Annotated in this window: 23 protein-coding genes and 1 pseudogene; 14 read left to right on the top strand and 10 right to left on the bottom strand. The window is 54.9% G+C overall.

Annotation, left to right across the window (positions count from 1 at the left end):
* Complete coding sequence (locus COMA1_RS01515; RefSeq protein ID WP_090742784.1) at positions 1 to 1,269, top strand: hypothetical protein; 1,269 nt, start codon at positions 1 to 3, stop codon at positions 1,267 to 1,269.
* On the opposite strand, the gene lon is transcribed toward COMA1_RS01515, so the two are convergent.
* The gene (lon, locus tag COMA1_RS01510) at positions 1,266 to 3,662 is read right to left on the bottom strand and encodes an endopeptidase La (protein WP_090742782.1); all 2,397 of its coding nucleotides are present in this window, start codon (positions 3,660 to 3,662) and stop codon (positions 1,266 to 1,268) included. The two genes, COMA1_RS01515 and lon, sit on opposite strands and share 4 nt — an antisense overlap.
* Before the next feature lie 328 nt (positions 3,663 to 3,990).
* On the opposite strand from lon, the gene COMA1_RS01505 reads away from it, so the two are divergent.
* A complete protein-coding gene (locus COMA1_RS01505; protein WP_090742779.1) occupies positions 3,991 to 4,533 on the top strand; it encodes an NUDIX hydrolase in 543 nt (180 codons plus the stop codon).
* Between the two features lie 72 nt (positions 4,534 to 4,605).
* On the opposite strand, the gene COMA1_RS01500 is transcribed toward COMA1_RS01505, so the two are convergent.
* From COMA1_RS01500 to COMA1_RS01490, 3 genes are all read right to left on the bottom strand, one after another.
* Complete coding sequence (locus COMA1_RS01500; protein ID WP_090742776.1) at positions 4,606 to 4,968, bottom strand: PilZ domain-containing protein; 363 nt, start codon at positions 4,966 to 4,968, stop codon at positions 4,606 to 4,608.
* 229 nt (positions 4,969 to 5,197) lie between these two features.
* Complete coding sequence (locus COMA1_RS01495) at positions 5,198 to 5,557, bottom strand: PilZ domain-containing protein (protein ID WP_090742773.1); 360 nt, start codon at positions 5,555 to 5,557, stop codon at positions 5,198 to 5,200.
* Positions 5,558 to 5,772: 215 nt separating this feature from the next.
* The gene (locus COMA1_RS01490) at positions 5,773 to 6,255 is read right to left on the bottom strand and encodes a hypothetical protein (protein ID WP_090742770.1); all 483 of its coding nucleotides are present in this window, start codon (positions 6,253 to 6,255) and stop codon (positions 5,773 to 5,775) included.
* Positions 6,256 to 6,444: 189 nt separating this feature from the next.
* On the opposite strand from COMA1_RS01490, the gene COMA1_RS01485 reads away from it, so the two are divergent.
* The 3 genes from COMA1_RS01485 to COMA1_RS01475 are packed head-to-tail and all read left to right on the top strand — an operon-like array spanning position 6,445 to position 8,286.
* Positions 6,445 to 7,161, top strand: a complete 717-nt coding sequence (locus COMA1_RS01485) for an A/G-specific adenine glycosylase (protein WP_090742767.1) — start codon at positions 6,445 to 6,447, stop codon at positions 7,159 to 7,161.
* 7 nt (positions 7,162 to 7,168) lie between these two features.
* Complete coding sequence (locus COMA1_RS01480; protein WP_090742765.1) at positions 7,169 to 7,573, top strand: (deoxy)nucleoside triphosphate pyrophosphohydrolase; 405 nt, start codon at positions 7,169 to 7,171, stop codon at positions 7,571 to 7,573.
* The gene (locus tag COMA1_RS01475; protein WP_090742761.1) at positions 7,570 to 8,286 is read left to right on the top strand and encodes a 3'-5' exonuclease; all 717 of its coding nucleotides are present in this window, start codon (positions 7,570 to 7,572) and stop codon (positions 8,284 to 8,286) included. The genes COMA1_RS01480 and COMA1_RS01475 overlap by 4 nt, the downstream gene beginning before the upstream one ends.
* 12 nt (positions 8,287 to 8,298) lie before the next feature.
* Here the strand turns inward: COMA1_RS01475 and COMA1_RS01470 are convergent, their stop codons facing one another.
* Positions 8,299 to 9,273, bottom strand: coding sequence for a hypothetical protein (locus tag COMA1_RS01470; RefSeq protein ID WP_090742758.1), 975 nt, complete (start codon positions 9,271 to 9,273; stop codon positions 8,299 to 8,301).
* An 84-nt stretch (positions 9,274 to 9,357) separates the two neighbouring features.
* Positions 9,358 to 9,495: a hypothetical protein gene (locus COMA1_RS20855; RefSeq protein ID WP_176697770.1), complete on the bottom strand. Its 138-nt coding sequence runs from the start codon at positions 9,493 to 9,495 to the stop codon at positions 9,358 to 9,360.
* Positions 9,496 to 10,280: 785 nt separating this feature from the next.
* On the opposite strand from COMA1_RS20855, the pseudogene COMA1_RS22270 reads away from it, so the two are divergent.
* A pseudogene (locus tag COMA1_RS22270) lies at positions 10,281 to 11,765 on the top strand (DUF7948 domain-containing protein).
* A 68-nt stretch (positions 11,766 to 11,833) separates the two neighbouring features.
* On the opposite strand, the gene miaB reads toward COMA1_RS22270, so the two are convergent.
* Together miaB and mtaB are read right to left on the bottom strand one after the other, a co-directional pair.
* Entirely contained in the window at positions 11,834 to 13,165 is a 1,332-nt protein-coding gene (miaB, locus tag COMA1_RS01455) for a tRNA (N6-isopentenyl adenosine(37)-C2)-methylthiotransferase MiaB (RefSeq protein WP_090742750.1), read from the bottom strand.
* Positions 13,162 to 14,499, bottom strand: coding sequence for a tRNA (N(6)-L-threonylcarbamoyladenosine(37)-C(2))-methylthiotransferase MtaB (gene mtaB, locus COMA1_RS01450; protein WP_090742748.1), 1,338 nt, complete (start codon positions 14,497 to 14,499; stop codon positions 13,162 to 13,164). The genes miaB and mtaB overlap by 4 nt, the downstream gene beginning before the upstream one ends.
* Positions 14,500 to 14,624: 125 nt before the next feature.
* Between mtaB and COMA1_RS01445 the strand changes: the two genes are divergently transcribed.
* The 3 genes from COMA1_RS01445 to COMA1_RS01435 all read left to right on the top strand — a co-directional run bounded on the left by COMA1_RS01445 (position 14,625) and on the right by COMA1_RS01435 (position 16,973).
* On the top strand, positions 14,625 to 15,029 hold the full coding sequence (locus COMA1_RS01445; protein ID WP_176697769.1) for a hypothetical protein: 405 nt from the start codon (positions 14,625 to 14,627) through the stop codon (positions 15,027 to 15,029).
* 198 nt (positions 15,030 to 15,227) lie between these two features.
* Positions 15,228 to 16,514 carry an AmpG family muropeptide MFS transporter gene (locus COMA1_RS01440; RefSeq protein ID WP_245630803.1) on the top strand — a complete coding sequence of 429 codons (1,287 nt, stop codon included), beginning with the start codon at positions 15,228 to 15,230 and terminating at the stop codon, positions 16,512 to 16,514.
* A gap of 195 nt (positions 16,515 to 16,709) precedes the next feature.
* Positions 16,710 to 16,973 (top strand): hypothetical protein, encoded by a 264-nt coding sequence (locus COMA1_RS01435; protein WP_090742742.1) that lies wholly within the window; start codon positions 16,710 to 16,712, stop codon positions 16,971 to 16,973.
* Between the two features lie 68 nt (positions 16,974 to 17,041).
* Here the strand turns inward: COMA1_RS01435 and COMA1_RS01430 are convergent, their stop codons facing one another.
* Positions 17,042 to 17,332 carry a hypothetical protein gene (locus tag COMA1_RS01430; protein WP_090742739.1) on the bottom strand — a complete coding sequence of 97 codons (291 nt, stop codon included), beginning with the start codon at positions 17,330 to 17,332 and terminating at the stop codon, positions 17,042 to 17,044.
* A 98-nt stretch (positions 17,333 to 17,430) separates the two neighbouring features.
* On the opposite strand from COMA1_RS01430, the gene COMA1_RS01425 reads away from it, so the two are divergent.
* The 5 genes from COMA1_RS01425 to COMA1_RS01405 all read left to right on the top strand — a co-directional run bounded on the left by COMA1_RS01425 (position 17,431) and on the right by COMA1_RS01405 (position 24,499).
* Complete coding sequence (locus COMA1_RS01425; RefSeq protein ID WP_090742736.1) at positions 17,431 to 17,802, top strand: DUF4359 domain-containing protein; 372 nt, start codon at positions 17,431 to 17,433, stop codon at positions 17,800 to 17,802.
* Between the two features lie 279 nt (positions 17,803 to 18,081).
* A complete protein-coding gene (locus tag COMA1_RS01420) occupies positions 18,082 to 21,615 on the top strand; it encodes a vitamin B12-dependent ribonucleotide reductase (protein WP_090742734.1) in 3,534 nt (1,177 codons plus the stop codon).
* A gap of 249 nt (positions 21,616 to 21,864) precedes the next feature.
* Positions 21,865 to 22,275, top strand: coding sequence for a hypothetical protein (locus COMA1_RS01415; RefSeq protein WP_090742731.1), 411 nt, complete (start codon positions 21,865 to 21,867; stop codon positions 22,273 to 22,275).
* A 3-nt stretch (positions 22,276 to 22,278) separates the two neighbouring features.
* The gene (locus COMA1_RS01410; protein ID WP_090742727.1) at positions 22,279 to 22,956 is read left to right on the top strand and encodes an SPOR domain-containing protein; all 678 of its coding nucleotides are present in this window, start codon (positions 22,279 to 22,281) and stop codon (positions 22,954 to 22,956) included.
* Positions 22,957 to 23,230: 274 nt separating this feature from the next.
* On the top strand, positions 23,231 to 24,499 hold the full coding sequence (locus COMA1_RS01405) for a hemolysin family protein (RefSeq protein ID WP_090742723.1): 1,269 nt from the start codon (positions 23,231 to 23,233) through the stop codon (positions 24,497 to 24,499).
* Positions 24,500 to 24,501: 2 nt separating this feature from the next.
* Here COMA1_RS01405 and ligA read toward each other — a convergent pair whose 3' ends face one another.
* Positions 24,502 to 26,517, bottom strand: coding sequence for an NAD-dependent DNA ligase LigA (ligA, locus tag COMA1_RS01400; protein WP_090742720.1), 2,016 nt, complete (start codon positions 26,515 to 26,517; stop codon positions 24,502 to 24,504).
* Between the last annotated feature and the right edge of the window lie 15 nt (positions 26,518 to 26,532).

The raw sequence follows: 26,532 nt of genomic DNA, 5'->3' as shown, positions 1-26,532 counted from the left end.
ATGCCGATCGAAAATAATTTCCAACACGATGAGCTGTCACGGAAGAACCCTGGTCAGCGTTTGCATATCGCCGATCTGACGGACGTCGTTCCTTCGGATTCTCCCCGATGGGGCGAGGCGATGGCTCAGCATGGGACGAACCTGTCTCAAGCCGGTGTCGCAAGCGTGGTTTTTCTCCATGGCTCGATCCATGGGACCGATCTTTTTGGCATGCAGCGGTTGGATGAGGCGGGTGGATTGAAACGGGGCTATTCACGAGGTGTGTCGGGGGTCGATGCCGTACTCGCGGCGATGCGCGAGGAAAGCAACGGGATTCCCCTCCTGCCGAGAGGACTCAAGCCACCGTTGGTCAACGATGATGCTACGAAAACCCTTCTGGATGAGCAGATCGGTGACGCGGGGAACTTCACGGAGGCCTACGTTCAATCATTCAAGAACGCCATCAACAAGAATCTGTCTCAGCCCATCTCATGCCGCAGGTTGCTCTGGTCATGCGAACACCACCATCTGGGGCGGGCTCTCGGCGCTGTGTCCCTGCTCGCAGAACTCCATAATCTCTGTAAACAGCAACGGTTGGGAAAAGGGCATCGAATTCTTGTCCAAGCGCATGGACAAGCGGGACTGGTTCTGGCGCTGGCTTCAAATATGCTCTGCCCGAGTCCCATCACTGGGCGACCTAAGCTGTTCAAGACCCTGAGCAGTTATGCTGAACAGACGAACCAGTCTGGACTCGCTGACACTGTGCAGTGTATCGAATCTCTGTCGTCAACAATGACACCCCTGAATGGTGTTGTGCTCGACATCGTGACTCTTGGTACACCAGTTCGCTATGGGTGGGATCCGTTCGGCATCGGGAAGCTCCTGCATATCGTCAATCATCGAAATTTGCGGACGGACGGAAAAAGCTGGTTGGCCAAGATGGAACTGCCTCAAATTACCATGGAGATGCCTATTGCCTGGGGTGGGGATTATGTTCAGGAGTTAGCAGTGGCCGGCAGTGATGCTGTGCCAATAACGGAACCAGCTAAGGCTGCGAACAAAATGGTATGGGAGATAGTGGAGCCTTATGATGGATTTGAACGGTGGCTGGAATGTGCGAGGCGGGCCGTGCGGTTTCCCAGCGAAGGCCGCTGTCTGCTCGTCGATTACAAAGACAGCACCGGCTCAACGAATCCGCGTGACCATTACTTTGGTCACGCGGTGTATACGCGTCGGCACGCGTTGCTCTTCAACACCGCACAGATTGATCAGACTCTCTACCACTCTTAACGGTCTTCCGTGGTGCTGACAGCGCCTACGGGTTCGCTGCCAGCCGGCGCATTGTGGGAATCGAGATTGAAGGCTGCCGGCAAGACTTCCTCAATCCGTTCCGCCAGGATGAAGGTCAGTTCGTCGCGTACTTCCTGCGGAACATCTTTCAGATCTTTCTCATTGGCCTTCGGCAGAATGATCCGCTTGATTCCGGCGCGATGGGCCGCCAGTACTTTTTCCTTGATGCCACCCACGGGTAAGACGAGTCCACTCAGGCTAATTTCTCCTGTCATCGCCGTGTCGCTTCGCACGGCTCTGTTCTCATAAGCGGAAGCCAAGGCGGTGGCCATGGTGATGCCAGCCGACGGACCGTCTTTTGGAATAGCCCCAGATGGGACATGGATGTGGACTCCGTTTCGCTTGAAGCGTGAGATATCCAATCCCATACTTTCAGCGTGCGACCAGAGATAACTTCTTGCCGCACGTGCCGACTCCTGCATCACGTCGCCTAGTTGCCCAGTCAAGGTCAACTCGTGGCCACCAGGGAGTAAGGTGGTTTCAATATAGAGTACATCGCCGCCGGTCGGCGTCCAGGCGAGACCTGTCGCGACGCCGGGAGGCAAATGTTTCCTTGCTTCTTCCGGCATAAACCGCTCGGATCCCAACCACTCGCTAAGCATGTCGGCCTGTATAGCGACGGGTTGGCGATGCTGGCCGTCCGGCAGATCAGCGAAGGTTAAGGCGACTTTTCTGGTCAACCGTCCCAGCATCTGTTCGAGTTGTCGTACGCCGGCTTCCCGTGTGTAGCGCGAGATCACAAGATTCAGCACGTCATCTGTGAGTACCGTCTGGCTTTCCTGAATGCCGGCTTCCGTTAGTCGCCTGGGCCAGAGATAACGACGAGCGATTTCGGCTTTCTCACGCTCGCTATACCCCTGAAGGCGAATCACTTCCATCCGATCCAATAGGGGTTGGCTGATGGTATCGAGCGTGTTCGCCGTGGTGATGAAAAATACCTTCGAGAGATCGAAGGGAAGATCCAAATAGTGATCGCGGAACGTATGATTTTGTGCTGGGTCCAGAACCTCGAGCAGCGCAGCTGCGGGGTCGCCTCGGAAATCGCGTCCCATCTTGTCGACCTCATCGAGCATCAAGACAGGGTTGTTGACCCCTGCCCGACGGATAGCCTGAATGATACGGCCGGGGAGCGAGCCGACATAGGTGCGGCGGTGGCCTCGCAATTCAGCCTCGTCATGGACGCCGCCCAGACTGAATCGCTCGAAGGTTCGGCTCATGGCCCTGGCAATCGATTGACCGAGGCTGGTCTTGCCGACACCAGGTGGTCCGACGAGACAGAGAATCGGGGCCTTGGCCTTTGGGTTGAGCTTCAAAACCGCCAAATGTTCGACGATCCGTTCCTTAACTTCCTTGATGCCGTAGTGATCTTCCTCCAACACCTCACGGACCGTAGCGAGATCGAGGTGCTCCTCAGAAGCTTTTCTCCAGGGGAGTTCGAGGACCAGCTCAAGGTAAGTCCGAAGGACCTGATGATCCGGTGAGGTTGGTGGTACTTTGCCTAATCGGGTGACTTCTCGCTCGACTTCTTTGCGGATATGGTCAGGGAGATCCGCTTCCGCGATTTGGCGCTTGAGGCGAGCCACTTCATTCTCATCACTCTCGCCTTCACCGAGTTCCTCCTGGATGGCCTTCAATTGTTCCCGTAAGACGTACTCGCGCTGGGTTTTCCCGATTTTTGTCTGTGCATCTCGGGTGATTTTTTCCCGAAGTTGCAAGATTTGGATTTCTTTCGACAGAGCGGCATAGAGAGTGCGTAGGAGGTCGAGAGTCGATGCAGACTCAAGCAAACGCTGTTCCTCCACTACATTGAGATTCACCAGAGAGGCGATACGATAGGCCAGCGCGACAGAGTCATTTTCATTGCTCAATATCGTCCCGACTTCTTGAATGGCAGGAGCTTGGATCAGTCTGGGCAACTCGGACACAAGTTCTTGAATGGCTCGGTGAAGGGCTTGCACCTCCGCTCCCTCGTCCGACGGACGCTCAAGAGTCCGAACGCGTACGGTGGAGTAAGAAGCTGATGATTCCTCTTTTAAGAGGACGACGCGATCCAGGCCTTGAACGAGGGCGTGGATCGTTCCCTCTGAGGCTTGACCGATTTGTTTGATGGTGGCTTTTGTCCCGATGGAGTACAGATCAGCCAACCCGGGCTCTTCGGTCTGGGGATCTCGTTGCGCCACGACGACGATCGTCTTTTCCTCCGTCTTCATCGCGGCATTGACAGCGGCGACGGATCGTTCACGACCAATCGTCAGCGGCATCATGATTCCTGGAAACAAAACCGTGCGCTTGACGGGGAGTATCGGCAGTACCGATAAGACACTCTCATCCATAGGTAACCATCCTTGCTGAACGTTCATGGCATTATAACAACCTAATAGGTTGCTCTGTATAGAAGTCAAGGGGATGGCAGTACTGCACGTCGATAACTTGTTGAAAGCTAATCTCTTTGCCGTATTTCTTAAGTAGGAGCCTGAATGGCATCGGTTCAGATCTACGCCAGGCGGGGTGTTTGTCCTTTAGAACAATGGGCAGCCGTCGGTGTGACGGAGGTGCGGTACCGACGTGCAAAGCCTGAGCGATTGTGTTATCCATGCCTACCAGTGCAGTTGTGTTGCCGACATTTCGTTCTTGGTAGGTCAGCCTGGGAACCCATCGGCTATGAACTATTGTAGTCATTGTGGCGCGACCGTCACACACAAAGTTCCAGTGGGTGACAATCTTCCGAGGCATGTGTGTGGCCAGTGTGAGCGCATTCATTATCATAACCCCAAGATTGTCGCGGGCTGTATTCCAGAATGGGACGGCCAAGTCCTCCTCTGCCGTCGTGCGATTGAGCCACGTCTTGGACTCTGGACGTTCCCTGCGGGATTTATGGAGTTGGGCGAAAGTACTGAACAGGCGGCAGTGCGTGAGACGATGGAGGAGGCGCAGGCTGATGTCACGATTACCGGACTCTACGCCGTGCTCAGTCTACCTCATATCGGACAGGTCTATCTCGTGTTTCGGGGACGGATGAAGGCACCAACTTTCATGGCGGGACCTGAAAGCTTGGATGTCAGGCTCTTCTCACACTCCACCATTCCTTGGGAGACCATGGCTTTCCCGGTGGTCGGCGAAGCTCTGAGGCGCTATGTTGCCGATGCGAAGAACGGGGAGTTCCCAGTCTACCTCGCCAGCCTGCCGGATCAACCTGCGTTTTAGTAAGCCGCGAAAAATCTCTTGGATGTTCTGTTCCCTGGTGTGGCGTGGTCGTATGCCTATTTCGCGGTATCCCTATTCCAGTAGGTACTCCAACCATTCCGGCTCTTTTTTTCGGTCGGCCCGTAACTCCACACCGAACCATCGCCCGTTTACCCAAGAGACGGTGGCCTGGGGAATGCAGAGCGGACTCTCCTGATCAGGCAGTTCGAGGAACAGGCCAAGCTCCATGCCGACCTTTACGTGTTGATTTCCTTGGATCCGGAATCCATATCGGCTCAGGTCGGTGATGGTGCCGTGGCCGATGATGATGTCAGCTCCTTCGGAACCGGAGTATCGTACTTTAAACGTTCCTCCTATGCGAGGCTCTCGTCGGCGGTCGGAGTCGAGACGAACGGCTTCTTGCTTGGCTTTTGCTGAGGACTTCCACCACTTCACAGCTCTCTCCCAGCCTAAGTTACAATAATGATTCGGCAATCTGCCGACGCAACTTGAGAGAAATGAGGAGGAATTGATTCACACTTCTTCATCAGGAATGGGGTAGGCCAACTTCATTGTGTCTAAGGCAAAACCAAACTCCTTCGCCAGTAGGTCTTCGTTGATAAGAATCTCGCAGGAACATCAGTGCGGAGACGATGTCCGAGAGGAGCGTGTCTGAGGGAAACAGTCACTTCTTTGGTAGCTCGCCTTTCGGTACGATCAGGGCCTGTCCTGCTGTGAAGGAGAGCTGTTCCACCATTTGTTTGAGGCGTCCTTGGTCTGAGGCGTCAATGGTTACAAATTCGACGCCAATACCTTGAGACCCGGACCATCGAACCGTTCCCTTGCTGATGTGGATTGGGGTGGCATCTGCTTCCATCTGGATGAACAGTTCTACTTGCATGCCGGTGAAGGGACGAAGGGTACTTTCCAACCGGCATCCTTTGAGGGAAAGGTCTTTCACCACGGCGTTGTATCGCAATTTATCCCGTTGCACTAGCGTGCTGGGAGCTGAAACCGGAAATCGCGGAAACTTCCGAACAACCATCTCGTATCCCTTTGATTTAGGTCTTGCCGTCTGCCAATGAGTGGGCTCGAGAAGTATATGAGTCCCATGATCGGGTGGATATGAATCGGTCTCGATCACACCCTACAGAGCAGGCTATGTGGTGAGGGCGTCGTTGTCAATGAAAAGCCCGATCTGAACAGTAGTGAAGCAAGCGGGAGCTGTAAAGGTCTCTCCGTCGCTGTCGTCTGCTGCCATTACCATCGATAGCCCCAATAGCCGAAGTGCCGGTGTCCCCAATAGGGGCGGTAGTACGGCGGGGCGTAGAACCCAGCGTCTCCGAAATGGAGGCCTAAGCCGAGTCCAAGCCCAAGAGCCGGTGCTAGGGCGTAGCTATAAGGATTGCCATATGAAAATGGAACGACGCTGGTCGTGGGGCGCTCAGCAAGCTGTCGTTGCAAATTAGTCGTTGCTGCAGATTGCCGGTCCAGCTGTTCCTTGAGTTGGCCGACGGTACTTTGCTGGGCCTGGAGTTTCCCTTCCAGCTCGGAGATTTTCTTTTGTTGCGCTTCCATGAAGGCATTTACACAGCGAGTCTGTGCGTCTGTCGTATAGTTTGAACATTCCCACGGTACTTGGAGGGTTTCTGCTCCGGATGGAAAGGGGGTGAGGACACAAGTCAAACTTCCAGCGAAGACCGAAGCTCGTATCCATTGATTTCGGAAGGTCTTCCAGCTCATGGCCGCCCTCCTATGCTTTTGGTTAGAGCGTACCATGCGAAATTCACTTTGAACAGACGGTCTCCGTTGACTGTGAGGTGCCGATCGATACGGCCGTGATCAAATGGCCTGTTTGATTTTTGTGGAACGGGACTCCTACAATGCCACCGGTTATGTGAGTGTGAGCAAGCGTGAGTAGAGGTTCGGTACATGCCAGGTCGACGCCCTTCCAATAAGAAAAAACCACGCAAGGCAACGCTTCCCGATCTTTCTGCAAAGCGGCGGTTTCAGCAGCGACTCTTGAAGTGGTATGGAGAGCATGGTCGGGATTTGCCTTGGCGAAAAACATCGGATCCCTATCACATTCTTGTATCCGAAGTGATGTTGCAGCAGACGCAAGTTGATCGAGTCATCCCCAAATACCAGGAGTTTCTCAAGCGCTATCCGAGCTTTGAAGATTTGGCGGAGGCGCCGGTGGCTGATGTGAAGAAGACGTGGTATCCGCTGGGATACAACGTTCGCCCGGAACGGTTGCATGGGATTGCTTGTGAAACGGTGGAACGGTATGGGGGGAAACTTCCCAGTGATGCGGAGGAGTTGCTTTCGTTCAAAGGGATCGGACGGTATACCGCCGGAGCGATTCGCTCGTTTGCGTTCAATGAAGATGCCCCTATTCTGGACACAAATGTGATACGGGTCCTACACAGGGTGTTTGTCGCCGAAGGGGACCCGAAAGCGCAGAAGACGATGCTATGGGAATTGTCGGAAGTCCTGATCCCTCCGAGGAAAGGGTACGACTTCAATCAGGCGATCATGGATTTTGGCGCGATGGTCTGCACGGCGCGCGATCCGTACTGCCTGCTCTGTCCGATGAAGGCATTTTGCAAGACCTATCCATTCAGCCCAATGGAACGGAGACGGTCGTAGAGTGTCTATGCAGGTCATAGAGGTGGCAGCCGGCCTGATCAAACGGAATAATCGCTATTTGATCGCCCGTCGGAAGGCTGGTGTTCATCTCGCCGGATTCTGGGAATTCCCCGGCGGTAAACGGGAAGCAGGTGAATCATTTGCGGACTGTTTGCAGCGAGAGCTATGGGAGGAGCTCAACATTCGGATCGATTCTCCCATTGCATATCAAATCGTTCGGCATGAGTATTCCGACAAGGTTGTGGAGCTTCACTTCTTTCACTGCGCGATCGAACAGGGAGAGCCGGTCCCTCTGGGATGTGAAGAGATTCGATGGGTATTTCCTGAGGAGCTGACGAAGTTTACGTTCCCCCCTGCTGATTACGCCGTGATTCAGTCGTTGCAGCGTGAAACCTCTGGAGTGTCGCGATGAAGGTTGTCCTCGATATCGAAACGGTCCAAGCGCCTCGTGAGGAGTGGGCTCGTCTCGTGGGGAAGCCGACAGAATGTCAGGGCCCTGTTTCTGAGGAACCTGGCTACGATCTCTTTACGGTGAGTGCGGTGGAGGAAGCGCGTCGTGCGGACGACGAGGCTTACGCAAAATCAGCGTTCGATGGGACGTTCAGTCGCATCGTTTGCATCGGGCTGCTGGAATTTTCTGATCAGATGGAGGCGCGCAGCGCCATTGCCTGGTATGGGGTGAATGAACGCGAGTTACTGCGGCAATTTTGGGCCAGGTTGGCTCAAGACAGGCCGACGTTATACATCACGCACAACGGGCTGGGGTTTGACCTTCCCTTTATCAAGAAGCGATCAATCATCAATCAGGTGAAGCCCAGTGTCGAAATCAATCTGGCCAAATTTCGGACGGAGCCGGTGTATGACACGATGGCCATTTGGAGCAATTGGGATACGAGAGGCTGGGTCAAGCTCGATGTATTGGCCCGAGCATTACAAGTCGATACGAAGTCAGGGAGTGGGGAGCAGGTCGCCGAAATGTGGGAGAAGCGGCAGGGGCGCGAGCTGGCTCAATACTGCTTACAAGATACCTATGTGACGTATGCCTGTTACAGCCGCATGAATTTTCGCCAGCCGCTCTCCAGAGAAGTCATTCTGATGCAACCGGAATTGTGCGACATCGGCTGAATCAATTGGTCTTCAGCGCGTCCGGCGCGCTTCCGCCGTTTTCTTCTTCGGAGCTGACGGGGCTGAGGCCTTACTGGCCTTCAAGGCTTTGACTTCGTCTGTCCGCTGCCGGAGTTCCTTCTTTACCAGCGAGGCTTCTTTCTTGAGCGTCGCGATTTCAGAATCTTTCAGTTTGTTCGCCTCTCGCGCTGCTCGGAGCTCGTCCAGTTTTCTATTGAGCAATTCATCGGTGCTCAATTGGAGTGCGTCTGTTTCGGTCCTAATAGGGGCTGAGGTTCCTGAAGGATCAAGAAGGGCCTCATCGTCCCGTGACAAAGCGGCGTCTGTGACTTGGGTACTCGGCACCGATGAGGCAGCGTCTTTTGGGGCATCGGCTACGACAACCGATCCCGGCGTCGAAGCCTTAGCAACCGCCTGGTAGTCGATCACCAGGGTCATGGCTCCCTTTCCCATCGCCACAAAGGAAGGGGCCTTTTCGATACGAGCGGCAGTTGGAAGAGCGTATCTTTGCCGCTTGTTCGCTTGAGCAGAAGCAATCGTCAGATAGAGGGACCCCTTGTGCACATAGAGGGTGCCCGCTGTGGGTTCAGCGCCTGACCCTGCCGATGAAAACACCTTGAAACCGACAATCTGCTCCGGTTTCGCTTCTGATAGACCTTGGGCTAGCAGGGGAGCGAGAAACTCGGCGTCTTCATCGCTGAATACTCTCATCGGCTTGCTGCCACTGGCGGGCATGTTGGATAACGGTTTGATGGTGTCCTCGGTTATCACTCCTTTGACGACTGTGCGGATGGTCGTCTGGTCGATCGTCGCAGGATGGCTCGCCTCAAACGACCAATCGGCGATGTCCTTGAGATAGACGGATCCCTTCGTGGTTTTCGCAACTTTTGATTCTCCCGAGAGGGTTGAGCATCCGGTCATGATCAAGTTGATGGCCAAAAAGGCGCCGGCATACTGGGCACCGCGGAGGCTCAACCATGTATCCATAAGAGGTCTCCTTTTGTACTACTCGCAAGAAGTATCATGACTCTGGGATGAGGCCCAGGAGTTTTCGTTTTTCTGAATGCCCTGCTACCAAATGCCGAGACCCATGAGCACTATACCGATGGCCAACCAACCGACTACACCGACAGAAATGATTGCCTCGAGCGTGATGCGGGAATCGGATTGGTTGGGATTGGGTTTTGATTCAGCGTCTGTGGGTTTCATGACGTGCGAAACTCCCTCTGATCATTTATTGGGGCGGACGTGGAAGATTCAGCAAGGTCCATGCCTTCTAGTCTTTCGATTAGAGGGGCGGTGCTGATGTCGGGCACAGAACGAGTTCTTTTTGACGATCCCTTCATGGGCATGAAGAGGAGTGGGTAGGACTCATAGCGGCAGACAGATAATGTGCTTTGGGAATCATGTAGTTAGCCTTGAGCGGTGGTTGCGCAGGACAGGGAAGCATGTGGTGGCACGGTCGGCTGTGGCGAGGTGATACAAAATAAGAAAGGGGAAACACGGTTCAATCAGCCCTTGGCCGATACGCAAGGGAATCGCCAGAAAATGTCCATTTCTACCGTTGGCCGTACAGAATTGTCCTAGGACAATGGAATGAGACAGCTGTTTGAGACAGCGAGACGCATGGATCGAGACAACCATGATGAGACCGACGGACATGGCTGGGGTTCGCTCGTTCTGTCCCGTATACAGTCGCACCGAGGCAGTGCACAAGAGGAGAGCCGTGGCAGGCTGAATCCTTCAGTGGCCGCCTGACAGAACCTCGAGTGCGGTAGAGCTACTTAGAAACACGATCATGAAGGAGTATTTTAAGTATAATTACTCAAGCGTTTTAACGTAGAGTAGTCCACGGTCATCGCTCGTACGGCCAACTTGTGTACGACGGCCACCGGTGGCTCAGCCGTTTCATTGCTGCTAGGGCGCATCTGGTACTCGTCCCCCTCGCACCTGAGCATTCTCTTCAAGACCATAATTTAATAAGGAGGGCTCGTATGACTAATGTTGGGTATACGTCCCGATGTCTCAGGCCTCTGCTCGTGCTCCTCGCCGTGAGTCTTACCCCCATGCCCATTCTGGCGGAGGACTCGCCGGAGAAACCGACGTTATCCACACCCTCGACCGCCACCGTGCAGTCGGCCTATGGCAAACTGCCGCTCAGCTTCGAAGCCAATCAGGGGCAGGTCGATGCACAGATCCAGTTTCTTGCGCGTGGGCGAGGCCAGGCGCTGTATCTCACGCCAAGCCAAGCGGTGTTGACCGTGCGAACCGGTGAGACGAAGACCGACGGAGGCGCGGAGCACGCCGTTCAGCACAAGCCGTTACGCAGCCCGTCGAATATCCCACAGTCGGTCGTGCGGATGACATTCGCCGGGGCCGATTCAGCAGCCAAAGTGGCGAGGCTCGAGCCGCTGCCGGGTATCGTCAATTATTTCATCGGCGATGATCCCTCTCGGTAGCGCACGAACATTCCGACGTACCAGAGGATAGTCTTCAAAGACCTTTATCCTGGGATTGACCTGGTCTATTACGGAACGGAGGGCCGGCTCGAGTATGACCTCATCCTGGCCTCTGGGGCTGATCCCACCCAGATCAGGGTGGCGTTCGAGGGCGCGGACCAGCGGGCGGTGGACCAGGCGGGCGATCTCGTCCTGACCCTGCCGCCAACCTCGATGTAGACAGGCACGGGCATGGCTCCCACGCTGCGTGTGCAAAAGCCGGTGGTCTATCAGCGAGATGTCCAGGGGGAGAAGCACCTCCTGGCCGGGAGTTATATGCTGCTGGCTGTGGAGTCCGCGACCACCCACTCGGCGTCGGTGGTGCCCCTGTCACGCACCACAGCGCAAGTGGCTTTTCAGGTAGCGGCTTATGACCAGAGCCGACCGCTCATCATCGACCCCGTGTTGTCTTGGGCCACCTATCTGGGCGGCAGTGGTTTTGAAGCAGGCACTGGGATTGCGGTGGATGCGACGGGCAACGCCTCTGTGAATGGGTTTAACAAATCGTCGAACTTTCCGGGGACCACGGGTAGTGCCCAGAGTACGTACGGCGGCAATACCGATGTGTTTGTGGCGAAGATTACCGAGGGCAGCTCGATCATCTCGTTCGCCGCGATTGGGCCGAAAGCTGAGATCCATGTGCTCGATCAGGCATTCGAGCTGCAGGCGACCTTCACCCTCGGTTCCGGTAATAACGGGATCGCTCCGCTCATGGAGCCGGTGGTGGTTCATGTGGGCACGTTCTCCACCACGATTCCGGCCGGCTCCTTCAAACAGTACAAGGGACGCTTCGTCTTCGAGGGGACGATTAATGGCGTGCACCTCGAAGCGGTGCTGCGGTCGTTGATTCTCGGCAACGACTACGGACTCACGCTAGAGGGACACGGAGTGGATGTGACCGGCGTCACGAATTCGGTGACGGTGAGCCTGACCATTGGAAACGACAGCGGGAGCAAGTCCATTACCGCAGAAGTGAAGTGAGTGCCTGGAGCATCACATCTGGGGGGCTGCCGTCGGCAGCCCTCTACCAGACGGTAGAGACGGAATTCTTATTTCCCGTATAGGGTTGCAGCTGAGGCGTCAAAGATGTGTTTAGTCAGCAGTGTTCCTGGCTTGGAGTGGCCGGTGTGTTTGTCCCAAACGACCGTGATGTTTCCGTCGGTTTTCCCCATGCCCTGTGTTGAGGACTTGGTTGCGTCGCCTTCGATCAAGATCTTTACGGTTTTCCCGATGTAGCGACGGTTGCGCTCCGCAGTAATGGCCCGTTGAATCTCCATTAACTTGGCTACCCGCTGCCCCTTCAGCTGATCCGGCACATCGTCGATATACTTTCGTGCTGCGATCGTATTCTTCCGCTCCGAGTACTTGAAGATATAGGCAGAGTCGAGTTGGGCTTGTTCCACCAGGCGAACGGTGGCCTGGAAGTCTTCATCAGTTTCAGAACAGAACCCGCAGATGATATCCGTGGTCAGGACGACATCGGGGATGATGGCTCGGATGTGTTCTGCCAAGGATAGATATTCAGCACCGGTATAGGTGCGCCCCATCATGTCGAGGATCCGATCGCTCCCCGACTGAAGCGGGAGGTGAACATGCTTGCAGATTTTAGGATGTGTGGCGATGGCTTCGATCAAGGTCTGAGGAAAGTCTTTGGGGTGTGGCGAAGTAAACCGGACTCGCTCAATGCCAGGCTGGTCTGCGACGGCGCCGATGAGCTTGGCAAAGTCCCATTCCTCATGGCGGTAGGAATTTACATTTTGGCCGAGCAAGGTGATCTGTTTGAACCCACGGGTTGCGGCATCACGAGCTTCGAGTAGAATGGATTCCGGATCACGCGATCGTTCACGTCCCCGAGTATAGGGAACGACACAGAAGGAGCAAAAATTATCGCAGCCTCGCATGACGGTGATCCAGGCATTGACCCCGTCGTCGCGGTCCGGGAGGATTCCTTCATACGTCTCATATTCGGAAAGGTCGAGCGCAAACCCCTTCCGAGCGAGTCCCTGTTCTTGGGCGTCAAGCGCAGTCGTCAACAACGTGGGGAGTTGTCGGTACGAATCTGGCCCGGCCAAGACGTCAATGAGCGGTTCCTTTTGGGCCAGCTCGCTTTTGAGATTCTGAGCCATGCACCCAAGCACGCCGACGACCAGCGGGCGTTGCTTTTTTACCGCCCTGAGTTCGGAAAGATGGAGGTAGATCTTTTTGTGCGCATTCTCCCTGATCGCGCAGGTGTTGACTAAGACTACATCCGCCCGTTCACGGTCCTCAGTGAAGACGAACCCTTCCTGCTTCAGCATCGCACGAACGAGCTCGCTGTCAGACTCGTTCATCTGACAACCGAACGTCTCGATATGAACACGAGGAAGGGTTTTCATGCTCATAGCAGTGCCATAGTAGAGGGCATCGCTTGGGCCGAAGCGATGTGGCCGAATCCGTGACGGTCCGTTGCAGCAGTAATGGTCACGGGCATGATCTGATTCTGAAGATCACCAGCGTCTGTCACTGCCACTCGTGTAAAGTTGGGGGTGGTGCCGAACCGATGGGCGCCGCGGGTTCCGGCTTCAAATAGGACCGAAACCGTCTTTCCAATCTGTTTGTTGTGAAAGGCAAGCCGCTTGGTACGATCCAGTTCCAACAGCAGCTCGGTGCGTTTCTTCACCAAGGCTGACGGGACCCGCTGTTTCAGACGAGTGGCTGCCGTGCCAGGTCTCGCGGAGTAGGGGAAGACATGCACATAGGAAAACGGAAGGTCCCCTGCGATCGCCAAGGTATTTTGGAACGCCATCTCAGTCTCTCCAGGAAATCCTACCATCAGATCTGTTCCAAGGCCGAGGTCGGGAATCTTGGCGAATGCCCTATCAATTAATGCCCTGTATTCCTTGATGGTGTGGCGACGGTTCATGGCCTGCAAGATCTCGTCGTCTCCGCTTTGCAGAGGGATGTGCAGATAGGGGCAGAATTTTTTGGACGAGGCGAGGAGGTCGAGCAATTCGTCGGTGACGGTCGTGGGTTCGATCGACGAAATGCGGATTCGTTCAAGGTCCGTAATTTGGTCGAGGCGGCGAAGCATCGTACAAAAGTCAACGCCCTGCTGCTTGTATTGGCCGATATTTACCCCCGTCAGCACAATCTCCTTATAGCCCCCGGCCGTTAAACTCCGTACTTCGCTCAGAATATCGTCAAGCTTCCTGCTGCGTTCATGCCCCCGTGCGAATGGAATGATACAGAAGCTACACATGGCACTGCAGCCATCTTGTATCTTGAGTAAGGCACGAGTCGAGCCAGGCTCGGCGAAATAGGGTAGCTCAAAGTCTGCGCGCGAGATCGTCTTCGTGTGGTGAACCTCTGCGGCTGGCCGTTTTCGAAGCTCATGGGGGGGAGGAAGGTACGCCGGCAGGTCCATCTTAAACTGCTGGCCGACAATGAGATCGATCCCGGATTGTTGCGTGAGGCTCTCCATGCCCGTCTGGGCATAACAGCCGGTTACGGCGATGAAGGCATGGGGAGAGTGTTTCAGCGTTTTACGAATCAGGTAACGCGAGGTACGTTCGGCGTCCTCCGTCACAGAACAGGTATTGAGGATCAGTACATCCGTCGGTTGGCCGAACTCGACGAGCTCAAACCCCTTTCGCCTGAGTCCTTCCCCAAGGATCGAGGTTTCGGCTTGATTCAGCCGGCAGCCGAGCGTATGTAGAGAGGCACGGGTTGTTGCCATAGGACCGGCATTATAGGGAGGTCATGCGTAATCCGGCAAGGTTGTCTCGCCACCGATTCAGCTCTTTCCAGTGCCTTCTGGTGGCTGAACAGAGGAAACAAGCTCGTCCAGTCTGGGTGTGATGAATGGTGCGACTGTTTGCCATTCTGTCGGTTTCCTGTTGGCTTCTAGCTGGCCCTCCCGCGGCAGGGTGGGGGAAGGATGCCCTCCCGGCTGAACCTGATCTGAACTCTCGTATCGATGAGCTCTATGATCATGAAGCCCGCCTGTTCATTCTCCTCTATTCCCTGAAAGGCAACGGCCAGATCGATTATGTGACTGGCCGACTGGTGCAGGAGTATTCGCGCAGCAGCTACGGCAATCCTGTGTACCAGACAGAAGTCCAGCCGTTGTTCTATTGGTGGAATCACACGATGTGGAGCGATCCTGAGCAGGATGGGGTCAACGGCAATGAACGGGTCTACCAGGAAAATACCGAGTTCGATCTGTCTCGTTACAAACCCTGTCTGTTCAACGGACAGCCCTGTTGATTTCAATGCCAACCGGATAGTGCTGCGTTTCAAAAGTTCTTATCAGAGTCCGTTCATCCTGAGCTTGTCGAAGGGCGCGTGTTTTGTGATTCTACTGAGGCACAGTGAGCGGCGATGGTATCCTGCGTTCCACTGAGGGTTTATTTGCTTCACAGAGACCAGTCCAATTCAATCCATGCTCATAATAGGTACGTTGCTGTGACACAGGGCTCATCCAATTTCGGTGCACTATTGAATCGACGCCTCCTCGTGATGCTCCCTCTGGGGTTTCTATCCGGGCTCCCGCTCGCGCTCACCTCGGGAACTCTCCAGGCTTGGTTGACGGTTGAAGGCGTCGATCTCAAGACGATCGGCATTTTCACGCTGGTCGGACTGCCCTATACGCTGAAGTTCCTCTGGGCGCCGGTGATGGATCGCGTGGTACCACCGTGGTTGGGGCGGCGTCGTGGCTGGATGGTGCTGACGCAGCTTTGTGTGGCAGTTGCCCTAGGGCTCATGGCAGTGACCAATCCAAAGCTTCACCCGGGGTGGCTTGCGGCCTATGCCGTTCTGGTTGCATTCCTTGCGGCGTCGCTGGACATTGTGTTTGACGCCTATCGCACGGACACACTCCAGCCTCACGAGCGTGGGTTGGGTGCTGCGGTCTGGGTCAATGGCTATCGAATCGCTCTCTTGGCCTCCGGGGCCGGTGCGCTGGCGCTGGCGGACTATGTCGGCTGGCAGATGACCTATCTCGCGATGGCCGCTGTCATGGTCGCCGGGGTGGGTATTGTTTTACTCAGCCCTGATCCGACCCTGGTGGTCGCTGCTCCCAAGAGTCTGAAGGAGGCTGTCGGGGCACCGTTGGCAGAGTTTTTTTCCAGACCCACGGCCTGGGGATTCTTGACCGTAATCGTTCTCTACAAGCTTGGAGATGCCTTTGCGTCGGCACTCCAAACCGCTTTTCTCATTGGAGGGTTGGGGTTTTCTTCGACCGAGGTCGGCGCCGCCAAGGGGCTTGGAATTTTTGCTACGTTGCTAGGGGCCTTTATCGGCGGACTTTTAATGACAAGGTCTGGACTCGTCCGATCGTTGCTGATCTTCGGCGTCTTGCAGGCTGTATCGAACCTGGGCTTTGTCGTATTGGCCTTGATGGGGAAACATGCCGGTGCGCTGACGGTGGCCGTCGTGATCGAGAATGTGACGGGTGGGATGGGGACGGCCGCGTTCGTGGCGTTAGTCATGTCGCTCTGTGATGTTCGATATACGGCAACACAGTTCGCGCTACTGTCCTCGCTCGAGGCGCTGGGCCGTGTATTTGTCGGCCGCCCTTCGGCGGATCTCGTTGAGGTGATGGGATGGGCGCAATTCTATGTTTTAACGGCAGTCGCAGCCTTGCCGGGCCTCTGGGCCGTGTGGCGAATCCGTCACTCTATCGAGCCAGAACAGAAGACAGTTAGACAGACCTCTGTAATGGAATCAGCGGCCTCGCCTGTTCCCAAATGATTCGCCATACCAACTTTTCTTGTCTTCTCACCTCAATCGCCTACAATTCGAGTAGATGTTGTGGAGGTAGGAAGGAATTAGAGACCAGGTATACGACGTCAAGCCCCGATCTTAATTACACGAGGAATTATCCCGCGCAGGCGCAGGAGATAATGATTTCCAGCAATCAAGAATTCCCATGTGAGGAAGTATTCTATGATCATATCTGATGAGAAGCTGGAAGAAATACGCCTGCGATGTGAAGCGGCAACTCCTGGGCCGTGGACTTCACATATTGAAGGAAGGGATCATTCTAGTGGGACAAGCTTCATTATGACGGGATGCGGAGGAGATAGAGGAAATGACATAGAACTCTCAGGAAGTACCGATGCCGACCAAGACTTCATCGCTCATGCCAGGCAAGACATACCCATATTGCTTGCTGAAGTGAAGAGGCTAAGAGCGTTGCTCTCGTTATAGGGATTGGTTGGGAGCCTTGGACTCTATAGCAAACGTAGAGAGATAGGCTGGATTTCCCGTGTAACTGACTATGATAGTCGCCGCTGGAGGAACAGGACGAAGATCATCAGGGTGGGAAGTGGCGCGAGGACGAACGGCACGAGCCAGAGCCAGACGTTTTTGCCGCGGACGCGGGCTTGGTCGAACATCCAGACAAAGAGCCAGATGAGCAGGCAGGCATAGTTCAAAATGATCCACTGGGTCGTGTGAGTCTTGAGGACGCTGGTGCTCTCCGATGGGCCTTGGAGGAGGAAGGTTCCCAGTAGCAGCACGAAGATGCCTAACAGGACTCCAACGAGTTTCTTGCTCCAGACGAACATAGCTCCTCCAGACTGGATAAGACGGTGTATGCTGAATCTGGGCTAAACTAATCGGCCCGATAATTGTTTGTCAAACGGAGCTGGTTTCTCAGAACGTCATGAGTCTCCTTCGCTTAAGCGTGCTCGTCGTTACCCTCGCCGGAGCCGTCGGTCTGGTATGGTCGAACCCGACCATGGAGGACTATTTGCGTTTTGTGGAACAGGAATTGGGGAAAGCGATAGACCGAATGGATCAGGGCACATCGTCTCGGGAGCAACAGTTTATTCGGCAGGTATTCCAGTCACAGAGTCGAAAGCTTCTCGAGTCAATCGTTCGGCCCAATACGGCACGACACAACTGGGGACTCGTCAGTCAGTATGATACACAGGTGGCTGGTACGAACGTTGTGGTGCTTGGGATCGGTGGTCGATTCATCCCTCTTCGGGGTGTTGAAGAGGCTACGTTAAAAATCGGCCGAATGGCCTTTTAGTGATAAAAAATGGCTGGGGTCATCTGCTGTGTGGCTGTTTTGAGCAAGTTTTCTGTGGATAACCTCGTTCCTACGTCATCAAAATAGGCTCTGCAACTCGCGTCTCGGCTATTCACAGCCTGTCCCCTCATTTCCCAAACATCCACAATACTTGGTGTTGACAAAAAAACATGCTAGCTATATGTAGAGTCGTCGCTTGAAATTAGACGAGATCACATACCTGATGGCTCCTAACCAACGCATCGTCATAACCCTTTTCCTCTCCTAGGAGGGCTACCTGTGAGAATTGATCGGAAATTTACCCGTCGTGGAGTGAGTCCATATGAGGGGCTGGCGTTCGTCAAACGATCGTCCGAGATTCGGAACCCGGACGGATCGACGGTCTTCAAACTTGAGAATATCGATATTCCTGAACCCTGGTCTCAGCTGGCGATCGACATTTTGGCGCAAAAGTACTTCCGGAAGGCCGGCGTTCCGCAGTGCGATCAGAACGGCGAGCCGATGGCCGATGCCGATGGCCAGCCGGTGCTGGGCGGCGAGCGGGATGCCCGACAGGTCTTTGAGCGCATGGCCGGGTGCTGGACCCATTGGGGCAGGGCCTATGGATATTTCAAGACACCGGAAGACGCAGAGTCCTTTCATGATGAGATGTGCTACATGCTGGCGTACCAGATGGCTGCGCCGAACTCCCCCCAGTGGTTCAATACCGGCCTGCATTATGCCTATGGATTATCGGGACCGGCCCAAGGGCACTATTACGTCGATCCGAAAACGCAAGAAGTGGTGAAGGCGACGAATGCGTTCGAGCATCCACAGCCGCATGCCTGTTTCATTCAATCGATCGAGGATGATCTGGTGAATGAAAACGGCATCATGGATCTGTGGGTTCGAGAGGCGCGATTGTTTAAGTATGGCTCAGGAACCGGAACAAATTTTTCGAGACTGCGCGGCGATGGCGAAGGACTGTCCGGTGGAGGGCGGTCTTCCGGGCTCATGTCCTTCCTGAAGATCGGTGATCGAGCGGCCGGAGCGATCAAATCCGGAGGAACGACGCGCCGTGCCGCCAAAATGGTCTGTTTGGATTTGGACCATCCTGACATCGAAGAATTCATCGATTGGAAAGTCATTGAAGAACAAAAAGTGGCGGCGATGGTGACGGGGTCGAAGATCTGTGCGCAGCGCCTCAATGCCGTCTTGAAGGCCTGTCATACCGTCGATGGGAACGGTGCGCTCCGGCTGGACCTCGATCGAAAGACGAATTCGGTCCTGCGCGAGGCGCTGGCGTCAGCCCGCCGCGAGATGGTGCCGGAGGCCTATATCCAACGGATGTTTTCCTATGCGCAGCAGGGGTTCACACATTTTGTCTTTCACGAATACGATACCAATTGGGACGGGAAGGCCTATCAAACAGTCTCCGGCCAGAATTCGAACAACAGCGTCAGGATTCCAAACGAGTTTTTCGCCGCGCTCGAAGCCGATGCCGATTGGGAGCTGAAACGACGCACCAACGGCAAAGTTTGCAAGACCATCAAGGCCAGAGAGTTGTGGGATCGGATTGCGTGGGCCGCCTGGACCTGTGCCGATCCAGGGACGCAGTATGATACCACCATCAATGAATGGCACACGTGTCCGGAGGATGGCCGAATCAATGCCTCAAATCCCTGTTCGGAATACATGTTCTTGGATGATACGGCCTGTAATCTCGCGTCGCTCAATCTGACGAAGTTCTACAGCGCTGACGGGCAGTTCGAACTCGAGGAGTTCCGTCATGCCGTTCGGCTGTGGACGATCGCGTTGGAGATCAGTGTCTTGATGGCGTCCTTCCCGAGCCAATCGATCGCCGAGAAAAGCTATCAGTTCCGGACGCTGGGGTTGGGGTACGCGAATCTGGGGACGGCCCTCATGCGTCAAGGCATTCCTTACGACTCGCCCAAGGCGCTCGCGATCTGCGGCGCCATCACGTCTATCATGACGGGGGAAGCGTATAGTACGTCGGCGGAAATGGCAGCTGAACTGTCGGCCTTCCCGGGCTATGCGAAGAATCGGGAACACATGCTGCGTGTCATTCGCAACCATCGACGGGCAGCCTATCAGGCGTCTGTCGACGAGTATGAACGGCTGACCATTGCTCCTGCGGGAATCCGTCCTGAACATTGTCCCCCGGAATTACTCCTGGCCGCCCGGAGAGCTTGGGACCATGCGCTCGAACTTGGGACAGCGTACGGGTATCGCAATGCTCAAGTGACGGTGATCGCTCCGACCGGGACGATCGGGTTGGTCATGGATTGCGACACCACCGGGATTGAACCGGATTTTGCGCTGGTGAAATTCAAGAAGTTGGCCGGTGGAGGGTATTTCAAGATTATCAATCAAAGTATCCCACTCGCCTTGACCAATCTCGGGTATGCGGATCAGCAAGTAAAGGACATCGTCCACTACTGCGTCGGGGCCCAGACCCTCAAAGGCGCCCCGTTCATCAATCACGACACACTTCAGCGGAAGGGGTTCGATGACGCCGCGCTCGATCGTTTGGAGCGCAGCTTGTCGCAAGCATTCGAGATCCAATTCGCGTTCAATAAATATACGCTTGGGGACACTTTTTGCATCGAGCAACTTGGTCTGACCGAGGTACAGCTGAACGAGAAGAACTTCAATATGTTGAAGGCGCTCGGCTTTACGCAGGAGGAGATTGCGGCCGCGAACGATTTCTGTTGCGGGACGATGACCATCGAAGGCGCGCCACATGTGAAAGCCGAGCACCTGGCGGTTTTCGATTGTGCGAATCGATGTGGTCGTATTGGGCAACGCTCCATTGCCGTCGACGCCCACATCCGCATGATGGCTGCGGCGCAACCCTTCATCAGCGGTGCGATCAGCAAGACCATCAATATGCCGTCTGAAGCCTCGATCGAAGACGTCAAGGCATCATACTTCCTTGCTTGGAAGAGCATGGTCAAGGCGGTGGCGCTCTACCGCGACGGGTCCAAACTCAGTCAGCCGTTGAGCGCCTCGTCCGATAGCGGGAAGGATTTGGAGGCGGTTCCTGGTGTGCTGGAAATGGCCGAAAAAGTGACCGAGCGCGTGCTCGTCCGGTATCTCGCCAAGCGGCGTCCACTCCCCAGTCGGCGCAACGGGTACACGCAAAAAGCCATTGTCGGAGGGCATAAACTCTATCTCCGAACCGGTGAGTACGAGGATGGGACGGTCGGAGAAATATTTTTGGACATGCATAAGGAGGGAGCGGCGTTTAGGAGCCTGATGAACTGCTTTGCCATCGCCATCTCTCTTGGGCTTCAGCATGGCGTGCCGCTCGAAGAATTCGTAGAGGCCTTTGTCTTCACCAGGTTTGAACCGAACGGCCCCGTGAAACTGAATGATCGAATCAAGATGTCGACGTCGATTATCGATTACATCTTCCGTGAATTGGCCGTCACGTATCTTGATCGATATGACCTTGCCCAGGTCAAAGAAGAAGATCTGCGTATGGATTCGATGAAACAAGACGACATGGATCCCGAATGCTTCGATGAGGAAGCGGATCTTGCGACATTGGCCAAGTCTTCCGTTGTGACAGAACATCTTCCGATCCGCCGGAACGGTGGAAAAGGAAATGGCCATAACCATGGGAACGGACATAGCGTCGCCCAGCAAGTGGAAGTCATGCGGGAAACGCTGACATTGACCGAAGTTCAAAATGCCAAGGTGAAGGGATATGAAGGTGACCCTTGTCCTGAATGCAAACAGTTCACCATGGTTCGGAACGGCACATGCCTCAAATGCGTGAGTTGCGGCGCAACGAGCGGATGTTCATAGGGGATCTTTCACGATCATGCAAAGTAAGCGGCCTTCATCCTGTGTCGGGCATCGAAAGCGGCGTATCCTGCGGACTCATCCTGGAGCCAAGAGACGTTCAATCAGGCGAACCAGGGTTGGAAAGTCCTGTTGCCCTTTATCGCCGTGGGGGACTCAGGTGAATCGTCATCAGGCCTGGACTCCATTACAGGCGGCTCGTTCAGCAAAACGAAGAAGATTGTGATATCAGCTAGCTACGGGGAGTATCCTATGCCGACTACAACACAGCTCGTCATCAGTGGATTGAGTAAACCAGGCACACTTGCCGGAGTGACGGCAGTCCTTGGCGCAGCGGGCGTGAATATCAAGGCATTTTCAGCTCCGGAAGTCATGGGGACAGGCAAGTTGCGGTTGCTCGTGGCTGATCTCGACGGGGCACGTGCTGCTTTGCGGGCGGCAAAGATCAAATTCCGGGAGGAGACAGCTCTTGTCTTGAGCCTTGAAAACAAGCCTGGAGCATTGAGGAAAGTAGCGGACACGCTGATGAGGAGCCGGATCAATATCAAGTGCGGCTATTGCACACCATCGCGGGAAGGGAAACGGGCTATTGTGGTTCTGACCGTTTCTAAGACCGAAAAGGCGCTCACCATTCTGCGCAATCAATCGCTTGACGAGTTCTAGCCCATGCGGCTGAGGCCGTTCACGGGCCCGTCGGCTTTCCTCATCATTGCCGTTGGGCTTGGGGTTGTCCTGTCTCAAGGGTGCGCCTCATCTGTTCGTCAGGTCGATCAATTTCCACATTATCCTGTTGGATTCGTCGAGCGAGGGGTGGCCTCATGGTATGGCCCAGGGTTCCATGGGAATAAGACCGCCAATGGGGAGCGGTACGACATGTATGCGCTGACGGCTGCTCATCAAACCTTGCCCCTGGGATCCGTCGCAGTTGTCTACTCATTAACATCAAGCCGGCACGTCACGGTCAGAATCAATGATCGCGGACCCTTTGCCAGGGGGAGAATCCTGGACCTGTCATTGGCCGGTGCCCAAGCTCTTGGGATGACCGGCAATGGAACCGACCAGGTTGAGCTTCGAGTCGTAGGCTATGAGCCTCGCCCAGAAGGGATGGGGGTTTTAAGGGTTCAAGCCGGCTCCTTTGCAGATCTTCGCAATGCGCAAGCTCTACTTGCGCGGATCCAGCGCAACTTTGCCGACGGGCGTATTGTCCACACAGATCTTCCTGAAGGGCGTCGGTACCGAGTCCAGATCGGTCGGTTCTTGGTCGAGCCAGAGGCGCATAAGGCTTCCACGAGTCTTGACCGAATGTTTAGTCTCCAGTCCTTCGTGATACGAGATGATGGGTAGGTGTTGGAAGACGACGGCAGAAGATAGCGAGGTCAGACCGTCGTTATCCGATGGTCAATGTGGAACTGGTTGATTTTTCAGCATGAATTTCTGAATTACTTGCCTGCTTGTGATCCCTGTGATAGATGTATTCGCTGTGAGCCTTATACTAAGCGGTCCCGGTATCCTAATCGTACGATCCTCTAAAGGGTGCACCAAGAGGTATCCTCTGGGAGACGCCCGGCTTCTCATCAGGCCAGCCAAACTGGTCCAACGTCCCTAAATAGATGATTACATGGACATCCTCATCCTTCTAGGGTTGATAGGGTTATCCGCTATTATTTCCACTGCCGAGATCGGCTTCTTCTCGGTCAACGAAACCAAGCTGAGGGCGTTGGCCCAGACTGGTAGCAAGCGAGCGGAGAAAGCCCTTGAGCTCCGCAGTGACCCTCAGAGACTCTTTTCGGCCATTCTTGTGGGGGATCGCTTGGTCAGTACGGCGATTCCGATGTTTGCCACTTTTATCACGTTGAATGCGTATGGTGAGAAGACCATTTTGGAAGAGGCCATTGCCGTCATGGTCGGGATCCTCACCTTCGTGCTGTTGGTCTGCGTGGATGTGGTGCCGAAGACGTTGGCGGCGAAGTTTTCTGTGCCTGTGACTCTGAATCTGGCCTATCCGATTTATGGGGTTCAGGTGATGCTGCGGCCGCTCCTGTTCTTAATGGTGCCCCTGATCTACAGTTTGACCGGAGGAAAGGGACTCACGCATCCCCTGGTCACGGAGGAAGAGTTGAAGATCATGCTCGACCAGGGAGGAAAGGCGGGCGAGATTGAATCTGAAGAAGTGAAGATGATCAAGAACGTGTTCCAGCTGAAGGGAATTACTGCTGAAGATGCGATGACCCCTCGTATCTATGTATTCTCTTTGGATGGAAATCTTTGTCTCAAAGAGGCACAAGAGCAGCTCTACAAGTCCAAATACTCTCGCATTCCACTCTATGACGGCACCCTTGATAACATCACGGGCATTCTCTACAAGACCAAGGCGCTGACGGAACTGGCGAAAGGGCGAACTGATTTACGGTTACGGGATATTGCTCATCCCCCGCTCTTTGTTCCAGCCGGGAAGACGGCGGATGATTTGATGAAGCAGTTTCAGCAGGAAAAACGACATATGGGCGTGGTTGTGAACGAGTTCGGCGGTGTTATGGGGCTCGTGACGCTCGAAGATCTCCTCGAAGAGGTGGTCGGTGAGATTGTCGACGAAACGGACATCACGGAAGAACTCATTAAACGTATCGGAAAGAGTCAGATCCTGGTTCATGGTCGGACTGAGGTGCGGAAAGTAAATGACTTTCTCAAGGTCGAACTCGGGGGAGATGAAGCTTTGACGATCGGAGGATTGGTCCAAGAAAATCTCGGTCGAATCCCCAAGGCGGGCGAAGAACTCCGCATCGAGAACTGCCGATTGGTCGTCCACGAGGCCGATCCTCGTTCGATACGCAGCGTCACTATTTTCAAGGATGAGAAGGTCGCGGTTCCGGTCGAAGCCTCTGTGTGAGCCTACCGCTTTTCGGATGTTGTGATTAAATCCTTGAATTCGTCCTCATCAAGGATCCGTACCCCCAATTTGCGAGCCTGGTCAAGCTTGGAGCCCGCTTCAGAGCCAGCCACAACATAGGTTGTTTTCTTGCTGACGCTGGATAGGACCATCGCACCCAGTCGTTCAACCAGCGACTTGGCCTCCTCTCTTGAGTAACTCAACAGCCCCCCGGTGAATACGAAGCTTTTCCCTGAGAAGGGGAGTGGAGTGTGACTTTGTGGAAGGCTGGGTTCGATGATTGAGACGCCCAATTGCTGCAGTTGGTCGATGACCCGACGGTTGGACTGTTCCTGAAAGTAGGACACCAGGCTTTCTGAAATTTCAGGTCCGATCTCTCTGATGGACTGAAACCGATCGCGGTCCGCTGTCATGATGGCCTGGAGCGAGCCGAATTCACTCGCCAGCACTTTCGCGATATGCCGGCCGATCTGACGGATTCCCAACCCCATCAGGAACCGCTCAAGCGGCACCGCCCTACTTTGGGCAATGGCTTCAAGGAGAAGTGTCGAGGATCGCTCCGCAAAGCCTTCCAGTTTGAGGAGCTGCTCCTGATTCAGTCGGTACAAGTCCGAAAGATCCTTCACGAGTCCTTGATCGACGAGTTGCGCGACAGTCTTCTTGCCGAGTCCATCAATGTTCAGGGCTGTTTTTGATGCGAAATGTTCAATGGCTCCTTTAAGCTGCGCGGGGCAGGCCGCTTGCCCGGTGCAGTAGTAATATGCCCCTTCTTTTGCCACAGCGGAACCACATATCGGGCAGTGTTGCGGCATCAGAAAGGGTTCATGCCTCATGTGACCGGAGATCGGGATTCGTTCGGTGATCGCCGGGATGACGTCTCCAGCTCGCTCAACCCGCACGGTGTCGCCCACGCGGATATCTTTTCTGGCCACCTCGTCGGCATTGTGGAGGGTGGCACGGCTGATGGTAACCCCCCCGACCTCAACCGGCCGTAGCAAGGCGAGAGGGGTCAACGTGCCAGTCCGTCCGACGGAGATGGCGATGTCCTGGATCTCCGTGATTTCTTTTCGCGGAGGAAACTTGAAAGCCACGGCCCAGCGAGGGCTTCTGGATTTCATGCCCAGCTTGGTCTGCCAGTCCACACGGTTGACTTTCACCACGACTCCATCGATTTCGTAAGGGAGATTGTCGCGCTGGTCCTGAGTTTCCCGGTGAAAGGCCAAGACCTGGTCGATGGTTTCGCACCGTCGGCGGAGAGAGGGAACTGGAAGCCCCCACTCGGCTAACCGTTCCAGTTCGTCCCAATGCGTTGAGGGATGGGCGTCGGTCATTGCCATCACTTCATAGCAGGTCACGACCAAGGGTCGAGAAGCTGTCATGTGCGAATCAAGCTGACGCAGGGAACCGGCCGCGGCATTTCGTGGGTTGGCGAACGTGTCATCTCCCCGTTCCGTCATACGACGGTTGAGTGCGTGAAAGTCGGAGAGGCGCATGTACACTTCGCCCCGCATGACGAGATGATCCGGATAGCTGTCGGTTTGTAGCTGTAACGGGAGGGAGCGAATCGTGCGGAGGTTAATCGTGACGTCCTCGCCGACTGTTCCGTCACCACGGGTGGCTCCACGAACAAAGACTCCTCGGTCATAGACGAGTTCGACTGAGAGACCGTCGAATTTCGGCTCGACCGTGTACTCGATCTGCTCTGTCTCAAGCTCCCGTTTCATCCGTTGGTCGAAGGCCAAGACTTCGTCAGGTTGCATCAAGGAGTCGAGGCTCAACATGGGCCGTTCATGCGGAACTTTCCCAAGTTCGTCCAAGGGAGGGGCCCCGACGCGTTGGGTCGGGGAGTCGGCGGTGACCAGGTCCGGGTGTTTCAGCTCGAGATCGAGCAGTTCTCGGAACAGGCGATCATACTCCCCATCGGAAATCTCGGGGTGGTCCTTCACGTAATACAGGTAGTCGTGGTGCCGGATTTGGTTTCTGAGTCTGGCGAGCCGATCTTCATCGGTCTGACGCATGTCGGCGGGCGTGGG

It is taken from the genome of Candidatus Nitrospira nitrosa (assembly GCF_001458735.1).
Classification (GTDB): domain Bacteria; phylum Nitrospirota; class Nitrospiria; order Nitrospirales; family Nitrospiraceae; genus Nitrospira_D; species Nitrospira_D nitrosa.
Note: the sequence above shows the minus strand (reverse complement) of the source record. Positions and strands in the feature narration are given on the sequence as shown.

Bases quoted from the DNA above. Each gene is read 5' to 3' on its own strand.
- COMA1_RS01515 (WP_090742784.1), top strand. From the start codon at position 1: ATGCCGATCGAAAATAATTTCCAACACGATGAGCTGTCACGGAAGAAC.
- lon (WP_090742782.1), bottom strand. From the start codon at position 3,662: ATGGATGAGAGTGTCTTATCGGTACTGCCGATACTCCCCGTCAAGCGC.
- COMA1_RS01505 (WP_090742779.1), top strand. From the start codon at position 3,991: ATGAACTATTGTAGTCATTGTGGCGCGACCGTCACACACAAAGTTCCA.
- COMA1_RS01495 (WP_090742773.1), bottom strand. From the start codon at position 5,557: ATGGTTGTTCGGAAGTTTCCGCGATTTCCGGTTTCAGCTCCCAGCACG.
- COMA1_RS01490 (WP_090742770.1), bottom strand. From the start codon at position 6,255: ATGAGCTGGAAGACCTTCCGAAATCAATGGATACGAGCTTCGGTCTTC.
- COMA1_RS01485 (WP_090742767.1), top strand. From the start codon at position 6,445: ATGCCAGGTCGACGCCCTTCCAATAAGAAAAAACCACGCAAGGCAACG.
- COMA1_RS01480 (WP_090742765.1), top strand. From the start codon at position 7,169: ATGCAGGTCATAGAGGTGGCAGCCGGCCTGATCAAACGGAATAATCGC.
- COMA1_RS01475 (WP_090742761.1), top strand. From the start codon at position 7,570: ATGAAGGTTGTCCTCGATATCGAAACGGTCCAAGCGCCTCGTGAGGAG.
- COMA1_RS01470 (WP_090742758.1), bottom strand. From the start codon at position 9,273: ATGGATACATGGTTGAGCCTCCGCGGTGCCCAGTATGCCGGCGCCTTT.
- COMA1_RS20855 (WP_176697770.1), bottom strand. From the start codon at position 9,495: ATGAAACCCACAGACGCTGAATCAAAACCCAATCCCAACCAATCCGAT.
- miaB (WP_090742750.1), bottom strand. From the start codon at position 13,165: ATGAGCATGAAAACCCTTCCTCGTGTTCATATCGAGACGTTCGGTTGT.
- mtaB (WP_090742748.1), bottom strand. From the start codon at position 14,499: ATGGCAACAACCCGTGCCTCTCTACATACGCTCGGCTGCCGGCTGAAT.
- COMA1_RS01445 (WP_176697769.1), top strand. From the start codon at position 14,625: ATGGTGCGACTGTTTGCCATTCTGTCGGTTTCCTGTTGGCTTCTAGCT.
- COMA1_RS01435 (WP_090742742.1), top strand. From the start codon at position 16,710: ATGATCATATCTGATGAGAAGCTGGAAGAAATACGCCTGCGATGTGAA.
- COMA1_RS01430 (WP_090742739.1), bottom strand. From the start codon at position 17,332: ATGTTCGTCTGGAGCAAGAAACTCGTTGGAGTCCTGTTAGGCATCTTC.
- COMA1_RS01425 (WP_090742736.1), top strand. From the start codon at position 17,431: ATGAGTCTCCTTCGCTTAAGCGTGCTCGTCGTTACCCTCGCCGGAGCC.
- COMA1_RS01415 (WP_090742731.1), top strand. From the start codon at position 21,865: ATGCCGACTACAACACAGCTCGTCATCAGTGGATTGAGTAAACCAGGC.
- COMA1_RS01410 (WP_090742727.1), top strand. From the start codon at position 22,279: ATGCGGCTGAGGCCGTTCACGGGCCCGTCGGCTTTCCTCATCATTGCC.
- COMA1_RS01405 (WP_090742723.1), top strand. From the start codon at position 23,231: ATGGACATCCTCATCCTTCTAGGGTTGATAGGGTTATCCGCTATTATT.
- ligA (WP_090742720.1), bottom strand. From the start codon at position 26,517: ATGCGTCAGACCGATGAAGATCGGCTCGCCAGACTCAGAAACCAAATC.